Source organism: Pseudomonas sp. AIG, from assembly GCF_977020205.1.
In genome coordinates, this window is record NZ_CDROCK010000132.1 from 1 (window position 1) to 719 (window position 719).

Annotated in this window: 1 protein-coding gene; it reads left to right on the forward strand. The window is 61.2% G+C overall.

All coding sequences use genetic code 11. From position 1 onward, the window contains the following. Positions 1–719, forward strand: a 719-nt coding sequence (gene tssI / locus ACWR1S_RS30845) for a type VI secretion system tip protein TssI/VgrG (RefSeq protein ID WP_454566141.1), incomplete at both ends; no start/stop codon positions are given.

Consider the following 719-nt stretch of genomic DNA (forward strand, 5'->3'; position numbering starts at 1 on the left):
ACAAAAGCGATTTCCACCAGGGCTACCGCAACAGCTTCCTCGCCACCCCGTGGGACGCGCACTACCGCCCTGCCCTTGAACACCCGAAACCAAAAGTCCTCGGCAGCCAGACCGCCGTCGTCACCGGCCCGGCAGGCGAAGAAATCCACTGCGACCAGTACGGCCGGATCAAAGTGCAATTCCACTGGGACCGCGACGGTCAGTCCAACGACAAAACCACCTGCTGGATGCGCGTCGCCAGCGGCTGGGCCGGCGCCGCGTACGGCGGCATCGCCATCCCGCGCATCGGCATGGAAGTCCTCGTCACCTTCCTCGAAGGCGATCCCGACCAGCCACTGGTCACCGGTTGCCTGTACCACAAGGAAAACGTCGTCCCCTACGACCTGCCGGCAAACAAGACCCGCAGCACCTTCAAAACCCTGAGTTCACCGGGCGGCAAGGGCTACAACGAGTTCCGCATCGAAGACAAGAAAGGCGTCGAGCAAATCTACATCCACGCCCAACGCGACTGGGACGAGAACATCGAGCACGACCAGAAGATTCGCGTCGGCAACGAACGTCACGACACCGTCGAAGCCAACACGCTGAGCGAGTTCAAGGTTGAAGAGCACCGGATTACGCATTTGGATCGGATTAGCGAGATGCGTGCGGATGATCACCTGACCGTGGGTGTGACGCAGCATCTGAAGGTGGGGACTGCGCAGTTTGTTGAGGCCGGG